We start from the raw sequence: 8,122 nt of genomic DNA on the forward strand, positions 1-8,122 counted from the left end.
TTAAGCTTGCCGCTTTCCCCCATCAGTTCGACATCGCCATGCGCCTCTCCCGCTTCTTCATCGACGCCCCGCTCTCCCTCGGCCAGCACGAGCTGCCCGAAGCCCAGGCCCATTACATCGGCCGCGTGCTCCGGCACTCGGCCGGCGACGCCGTGCAGCTGTTCGACGGCTCCGGCCACGAATACCTGGGCGAACTGATCGAGGTGGGCAAGAAGAACGTCCGCGTGGAACTGCGCGAAGCCTTCGACGGCCAGGCCGAATCGCCGCTGCGCATACACCTGGGCCAGGGCCTGTCCCGTGGCGAGCGCATGGACTGGGCGATCCAGAAGGCCACCGAACTGGGCGCCAGCGAGATCACCCCGATCGTCAGCGAACGCTGCGAAGTGCGCCTGAAGGACGAGCGCGCCGACAAGCGCATGGCCCACTGGCGCCAGGTGGCGATCAGCGCCTGCGAACAGTGCGGCCGCTCGGTGCTGCCGGTGCTCAATGCGCCGGTAACCCTGGCCGAATGGCTGGAGAGCTGCGAGGCGCAGCTCAAGCTGGTGCTGCACCCGGTGGCCGAGCCGCTGACCAGCCATGACAAGCCGACGAGCCTGGCCTTCCTGATCGGCCCGGAAGGCGGCCTGAGCGATGCGGAGGTGGAGCAGGCCAAGGACGCCGGATTCCAGGCCGCCCGGCTGGGGCCGCGCGTGCTGCGGACCGAGACGGCGCCGGTGGTGGCGCTGAGCGTGGCGCAGCAGCTTTGGGGTGATTTCTGAAGTCGGGATTCGCGCTCGCCGAGAAGCCCCTCACCCCAGCCCTGGCTGCGCCCCGCTCCTGAGGGAGAGGGAGCCGGCAGCGCCGATGCCAGGCGGGTTCGCGAGCAAGCTCGCTCCTACGAAAATCGCTCCGAGCTAGCCGGCGAGCTGTAGGAGCGAGCTTGCTCGCGAACCGCCCAGCTCTGGCGCATCCGGTCAACTCAGATTCCCCGCAACGCCAACCCCGCCAACACCAACCCGCACAACGCATGGCTCATCCGCTGCCAGCACGGCGAGGCGTTGTGCCTCAGCCAGTCCACCAGCGCCGCACAGCAGAAGCAGCAGAGCACCGAACAGGCGGATGGGGCGCCAGGGCGCGCCCAGGCGGCTTCAGATCAGGCCGGAATCGGCCAGCATCTGCTCCAGCGCGACCAGGTCGGGGATGCGTGCCTGCTCGTCGCCCAGGTTCACCGCGTCCAGTTCCAGCGGCGCCAGCGGCACATTGGCGCGCTGCAAATCGGTACCGACCTTCAGCGAACGCGGAATGCCCTGCACCAGCAGGGCGAGGAACTTGACGCTGGCCCGGCCGCCGAGGGCGTTGAGCACCAGTACGCGGGCGCCGGCGCTGACCTGCGCCTGGCCGTCGGAGGCTGCCTCGAAGGACAGCAGCGGCAGGCGCAGGTCGCGCCAGGCCACCTGACCCAGGTACCAGGACGGCAACCCGTCCACCGGGTGCGGCGCGCGGTAGGTGATCAACTCGGCCACCGCCACGTTGGGCAGCAGCAGGTTGCGGTCGGCCAGCGGCACCAGCAGGCCGGTCAGGCTCGCCGGTCCGGCGTTGGCTGCCACGGCGGACTGGCCGCCTTCCTTGACCACGGGAAGATCACTCATCGCACCACTCCGCTGTTGACCGGCTGTCTCATTGCGTCACTTCGGCCACGCACTGCGCGGCCAGATGGTTGACCAGCGCCGCCGCCAGCTCGCGCGGGTCGGCGGACAGCGTACTGTAGCCACCCTCGCGCAGGCTGTCGGGCATGCTCGAACAGGCGCAGCTGTCGGCGCGCTGGGTCCAGATTTCCGCGCCCTGCCGGCGCACGTACGCGGCCGCCGCGCTGCCGTCGCTGCACATGCCGCTGAAGACGATCACGCCGCAGCGCTCGCCGTACTGCTGGGCGAGGTTGAGCATCATCTGGTCGATGGACGGGCTGTACGGCTCCGGCCAGGCACGCTCCAGAACGCGCATCCGCGCTTCGCCGTCGAACCCCAGCTCCTGGCTGATCGGCACCACCACCACTTCGCCGCACCGCACCGGGTCGCCATTGCGCACGGTGTTCACATGCCACTGGCTGTGACGGCCGACCGCCTGCGGCAGATTGGCCTCGAACGCCGGATCGATGTGCTGGGCATAGAGGAAGCCGACCGGCAAGGCGCCGGGCAGCGCATCGAGGAACGCCTTCACCGCCGCCGGCCCCCCCAGCGACGCCGCCAGCAGCCAGACCTGCGCGGCCGGCTCGCCGGCCTTGAGCGGCGATGCCGCAAGATCGTCGGGCAGCGCCACGCGGCTGGGCCGCTGCGCTTCATCGAGCAGCGCGGCGAGGCTGCGGCCCACGCCGGCGCTGGGGTCGCCCACCAGCTTGCGCAGCTTGGACACCAGCCGCCGCTCCCAGCGCGGATAATGTTCGGAATGCCGCTCCGGCGCGTACCCCTCGCCGAACAACACGGGAACCCGCGACTGTTCCAGCAGGTTGTCCACCAGCGGCGAGTCTTCCTGCTGCGCCAGGTCCACCAGCCACAGGTCGGTCTCGCAGGCGTCCAGCTGTTCGCCGTCCAGGCGCGCCGGGTCGGCGTTGAGCACCACCTGGTAGCCGTGGCCGGCCAGGGCCTGCCCCAGCACATGGCGCTGCAGCGAGGTATCGGCGATCACCGCAATGCGCGGCGTGCTCTGCTCAGACATGGGACTTCACCAGGCTCAGGATGCTCTCCAGCAGTTCGCTTTCCTGGTACGGCTTGCCCAGGTACTGGTTGACCCCGATGGCCAGGGCACGGTCGCGGTGCTTCTCGCCGGTACGCGAGGTGATCATGATGATCGGCAGATCCTTGAGTTGCTCGTCGTGGCGCACCAGGGTCGCCACCTCGAAGCCGTCCATGCGCGGCATCTCGATGTCCAGCAGCATGATGTCGGGCTTGTGGTCCTGCAGTTGGGCGATGGCGTCGACCCCGTCCTTGGCGGTCAGCACGTTCATGCCGTTGCGTTCCAGCAGGCGGCTGGTGACCTTGCGCACGGTGACCGAGTCGTCCACCACCATGACCAGGGTCGGGCGCTGATGCTCGATTTCCGCCACGGCCGGCCCCGCCAGCTGGCGGCGCGGCTGCGCCTGCAGGGCGTGCGCATGGCGCACGCGGATGGTCGCCAGCAGGTCGAGAATCACCACCACGCGGCCGTCGCCGAGGATGGTCGCGCCGGAGATGCCGGCGACCCCGGCGAACTGCGCACCGAGGCTCTTCACCACGATTTCGCGGGAGCCCGCCAGGGCGTCGACCTGCACCGCCACGGCGTGGTCCGCCGAGCGCACCAGAATCACCGGCAGCGGCAGCGACTGGCCCACCAGCTTCGGGTGCTGGCCGTTGTTGAGCAGATCGCCCAGGTATTTCAGCTCGTAGCCCTGGCCGGCGTATTCGAAGCGCGGCGCGGCGTTGCCCTCGGCTGAGGCCTGCTCGTAGAGCGCCTCCAGCTCGTAGGGGGAAACCCGCACGATGCCTTCGATGGTGTTCAGCGGCAGGGCGTACAGGTCCTCGCCGGAAAGCACCATCAGCGCGCGGTTCACCGACACGGTGAACGGCAGGCGGATGTTGAAGTGCGTGCCCTCGCCCAGCGTCGAGTGGATGCTGATGGAGCCGCCCAGTTGCTTCACTTCGGAGGCAGCGACGTCCATGCCGACGCCACGGCCGGAAATCTGCGTGATCTTCTCGGCGGTAGTGAAGCCGGCCTCGAGGATGAACTGCAGCACCTCGTGGTCGGTCAGGTCGCTGTCGTCGGTCATCAGGCCGCGTTCGATGGCCTTGCGCCGCACCGCGTCGAGGCGAATGCCGCCGCCGTCGTCGCCCAGGGTCAGGAGGATGTCGCCACCCTCGCGGCCGAGGGTCAGGCGGATGGTGCCGACTTCCGGCTTGCCGGCCAGGCGGCGCGCCTCGCCGGACTCGATACCGTGGTCCACCGCGTTGCGCAGCATGTGCTCCAGCGGCGCGACGATGCGTTCGAGCACCGTGCGGTCCATTTCGCCTTCGGCGTTGCTGACCACGAACTCGACCTGCTTGCCCAGCTCGTTCGCCACCTGGCGGACGATCCGGCGCAGGCGCGGCACCAGGCGGTCGAACGGCACCATGCGGGTGCGCATCAGGCCTTCCTGCAGCTCGGTGTTGACCCGTGCCTGTTGCAGCAGCAGGGTCTCGGCGTCGCGGTTCTTCGCGGCCAGGGTTTCCTTCAGGTCGAACAAGTCGGACGCGGACTCGAACAGTGCGCGCGAGAGCTGCTGCAACTGCGAGTAGCGGTCCATTTCCAGCGGGTCGAAGTCTTCGTAGCCGGCGCGCTCGGCGTCAGCCTGGTGACGCGAGAGGATCTGCGCCTGGGTTTCGGTGTCCAGACGGCGCAACTGGTCGCGCACCCGCTCGATGGTGGCTTCCATTTCCGTCAGGGTCGAGCCGACGTCGCTCACCTGCTGCTCGACGCGGCCCCGGAAGATCGAGGTTTCGCCGGCGAGGTTGACCAGGCCTTCGAGCAGTTGCGCGGGGACCTTCACCAGTTCCTGCGGCGCACGGCGGGCGGCGGCTTCCTGGGCGGCCTCCTGGGCGCGGCGCACGAACGGCAGTACCACCGGCGCCTCGACGCGCGGCGCTTCGACCGCGGCCATGATCGCGTCGGGCAGCACCGCCGGCAGCGTCTGCGGCTCGGGCTGAAGCGGCGTCGGCGCAGCGGGCGCCTCGGCCTCGCCCAGGTGCTGGCGCAACTGGTCGACTTCGGCCTGCAGCCCTTCGAAGCCGGACTGCACGTCCAGCAGCAGGCTTTCCGGCCAGGGCGCGCCCTGTTGCTGGGCCTCGGACAGGTGCTGTTCGAGGTCGTGGGCCAGATCGCCCAGAGCGCTCTGGCCGGCCAGGCGAGCGCCGCCCTTGAGGGTGTGGAGAATGCGCAGCAGTTCGTCCAGCGCGCCGTTCTCGCGCTCGCCGTCCCAGCGGCCCAGGGCCTGCTCCATGCTCTCGAGCAGGTCGTCGGCTTCTTCGAGGAAGATGTCGAGGATGTCCGCTTCCGGGCCTTCCGGCAGGTTCGGCTCGGCGCTCAGCGCCTGCAGGCTGACGCTGCTGGGGATGCTCAGTTGCTCGTCGGGGTTGGCGCGAAATCGGCGGATCGCCTCGATCAGCGAGTCGCCCTCCGGAATCCGCCGGTGCCCCTGAACGGCCTCGAGCATCTCCGCGAGACGGTCATGGCAACGCTGCAGCAGTTCGAAGAGCCCGGGGCTGGCACGCAGGCGCCCGCCGCACAGGCCTTCGTAGAGAAACTCCAGTTCATGGGCGAGGTCGCCGATGGGGCGGATCTCGGCCATCCGCGCGCCGCCCTTGAGGGTGTGCAGATCGCGCTGCAAGGCTTCGAGTTCGAGGCTGTTGTCGACGTTGTCCATCCAGCGCTGCAGGGCGCCGGAGGAACTTTCGAGGATGTCGAAACCTTCCTCCAGGAAGATTTCCACCAGCTCCTGGTCGTGCTCGTCGTCCAGCTCGTAGCCGGCGTCGACGACGGGTTCCGGCACGATCGCCGGCGGTGTTTCGTCAATGCCCGCCTCGGCCTTGTCGAGGAAGGACTGCAGGTCGATCTCCGGCAGCGCCGCCGACGCTTGTTCAGCGCTCTCGGCGTCGCTTTCCAGCTCGGCGTCGGCGGGCAGTTCGATCGCCTGTTCGAGCGGCGCCTGCTCCGCTTCCGCGTCGAGCGGGGTCTGGGACAGCAGGGCGCTCAGCCCGGCGGACGGGTTCTGCCGGAAGGTGCGGATGATCTGCACCAGATCGGCCGGATCGGTCAGCGCCTGGCCGGCCTGCAACTGGTCGAGCTGGGTCGCCAGGCGGTCGTGGCAGGTGCGCAGCAGATCGCCCAGCGCCGGGCTGTGCTGGAAGCGATGGTCCAGCAGTCCTTCGTAAAGCGATTCGAGTTCGTGGGAAAGGTCGCCGATCTCGCGGATCTCGGCCATGCGCGCGCCACCCTTGAGGGTGTGCAGGTCGCGCTGCAGGGTCGACAGGGCCGCCAGGGCATCCGGCGACTGCAGCCACTTCTCCAGCGCCTGGCCGGCGTTATCCAGGATATCCACCGCCTCTTCGAGGAAGATCGCGACCATTTCCTCGTCCAGCGCTTGCGGCGGATGCCGCGGCGCGGCGTGCGGGCGCGGGTCGGCGGCGGTGATGACTTCGTCGTCATCGGCGTGACGCGCCTGTTCGGCGTTCTCGCCGCGCGGCGGCCAGGTCAGGCCGTCCGGCAGGTCATCCTCGGCCACGGGCCGGGCATCGAGCAGGAACTCTTCGTCTTCGGGCGGGAAATCCTCGGCGGTCAGACTCTCCGGATCGACGAAGTCCTGCTCCGGCTCGGTGGGCGCCGAGTCCAGCAGGCGGCACAGCGCATCGACCTGTTCCGCGCGCGGGCTGACCTGCAGGGCCGCGGCGACCTGGTCCATCATGCCGATCAGCGCTTCGTGCGCGTCCTCGGCGGCGCTGAAGAAGGCCTCGCCAACCTCCAGGCGGCCCTGCTGCACCGCGCCATAGACCGCCAGCAGCGCATCGGCCAGCTCGGCCATCTGCGGCAGCTCGGCCATCTGCGCCCCTCGGCTGAGGGTTTCCAGTTCATCGTGCAGGGCGCCCAGCTCCTGGCGCTCCTGCGGGTGTTCGCGCCAGCGCCGCAGCAGGTCTTCGGCGTCCAGCAGGATGTCCATGCCCTCGGCGAGGAACACGCCGATCAGCTTCGGATCGCTGCCCTCGCCGCTTTCGCCGCGACGCTTGGCCTCGGCGGCCTCCAGGCGCTCCTGGTGGACCTGGGCGATGCGCGCCAGCAGCTCGGTGCTGCCGTCGATGGGCGCCAGCGGGTGACCTTCCAGCAGTTGATCCAGGCCAACCCGGAACAGGCGCTCGGCGCCGTGCAGCAATTCGGCCTCGCGCAGGTCGATCTGCAGCAGGTTGGTCTTGAACTCTTTCATCAGCCGCTCGAGCGGCGTGGCGATTTCGGCGATCGGCAGGATGCCGGCCATGTGCGCGCTGCCCTTGAGGGTGTGCAGGGCGCGCTGCAGGTCGTCGGTCACCGGCTGCGGCAACTGCTGCGCGCAATCGGCGAGGAAGCCGACCAGGGTTTCCAGATGGGTTTCCGCCTCGTTGCGGAAGATGTCCAGCAACTGCGGATCGAGGCTTTCGCCGTCCACCTCGACGGCGTTCGGCACAACGTTCGCGCGGTCGCCCTCGGCGCCGGCTTCCGGCTGCCCGCCACGGGGCGGCGGGACCGGCTGCCCCTTGGCCAGGGCATGCGCGGTGGCGGCCAGGCGATCGACATCGTCACGCTGGCGCTGGGCGTTGGCGGCAAACTCCTCGACCAGCTCCGGCATCAGCGCAACCACGTCCTGGACCACCTGCTGTACGGCGGGCGTCGCGGAAATGCTGCGATCGAGCACACGGTTGAGCAGGTTTTCGATGGACCAGGCCAGCTCGCCGATCACCAGCGCGCGAACCATCCGCCCGCTGCCCTTGAGGGTATGGAAGGCGCGGCGGATCTCGGTCAACGCGTCGCGCTCATCGCCATCCGCCAGCCAGGCCGGCAGATGGGCGCCGATGGTTTCCAGCACCTCGCCGGCCTCTTCGATGAAGACCTCGCGCAGCTCTTCGTCCATCGGCTCTTCGTCGGCGGGCGGCGGCAGCAGGCTGGGCGGCACATCCTGCGCCGGCGGGTTGATCGCCTGGGTCGGCGCGGCCATCACCTCGGCGAGGGACAGCGGTTTCTCAAGCGTTTCGCCGACCGGCTCCACCACCAGCGGCGGGCTCGGCAGCTCGATTTCCGGCAGGTCGAGGTCGGCGATATCCAGCTCGCTCCAGTCCTCCACCGACGCGAGCGGTTCGTCAGCGCCCTCTAGCGTCAGGCTTTCCAGCTCCAGCGGCGCATCCAGGCTGAAGTCGACGCCCTCGGCCACGGCGGGCGTCTCGGACGACTCACCGAGGGTCCAGTTGTCATCGCTGACCAGCGGCTGTTCGGCGGCGGGCAGTTCGAGGTCCCAGCTCAGCGCGTCCGCCGGGGCAACCGGTTCGACGCTGCCGGGCAGTTCGTCCAGCGCCAAAGGCGCATCCAGGCTGAGGTCGACGCCCTCGGCCACGGCGGG

General features: G+C 69.3%; 3 protein-coding genes and 1 pseudogene (1 of these 4 only partly in view). 1 reads left to right on the forward strand and 3 read right to left on the reverse strand.

The annotated features are described in order from the left end of the window. Window positions 1–38: 38 nt before the first annotated feature. Entirely contained in the window at window positions 39–758 is a 720-nt protein-coding gene (locus tag ACYCAX_RS02600) for a 16S rRNA (uracil(1498)-N(3))-methyltransferase (RefSeq protein WP_294976495.1), read from the forward strand. Between the two features lie 369 nt (window positions 759–1,127). Here the strand turns inward: ACYCAX_RS02600 and ACYCAX_RS02605 are convergent, their stop codons facing one another. From ACYCAX_RS02605 to ACYCAX_RS02615, 3 genes and pseudogenes are all read right to left on the reverse strand, one after another. Then, the gene (locus ACYCAX_RS02605; protein WP_294977470.1) at window positions 1,128–1,628 is read right to left on the reverse strand and encodes a chemotaxis protein CheW; all 501 of its coding nucleotides are present in this window, start codon (window positions 1,626–1,628) and stop codon (window positions 1,128–1,130) included. A 28-nt stretch (window positions 1,629–1,656) separates the two neighbouring features. Next, window positions 1,657–2,691, reverse strand: coding sequence for a chemotaxis protein CheB (locus tag ACYCAX_RS02610; RefSeq protein WP_015475147.1), 1,035 nt, complete (start codon window positions 2,689–2,691; stop codon window positions 1,657–1,659). Beyond that, window positions 2,684–8,122, reverse strand: a pseudogene (locus ACYCAX_RS02615) (Hpt domain-containing protein); it runs 2,318 nt beyond the window's last position. Before ACYCAX_RS02615 ends, ACYCAX_RS02610 begins: the two are co-directional and overlap by 8 nt.

Source organism: Pseudomonas sp. MT3 (assembly GCF_054720805.1).

Bases quoted from the DNA above. Each gene is read 5' to 3' on its own strand.
- ACYCAX_RS02600 (WP_294976495.1), top strand. From the start codon at position 39: ATGCGCCTCTCCCGCTTCTTCATCGACGCCCCGCTCTCCCTCGGCCAG.
- ACYCAX_RS02610 (WP_015475147.1), bottom strand. From the start codon at position 2,691: ATGTCTGAGCAGAGCACGCCGCGCATTGCGGTGATCGCCGATACCTCG.
- ACYCAX_RS02605 (WP_294977470.1), bottom strand. From the start codon at position 1,628: ATGAGTGATCTTCCCGTGGTCAAGGAAGGCGGCCAGTCCGCCGTGGCA.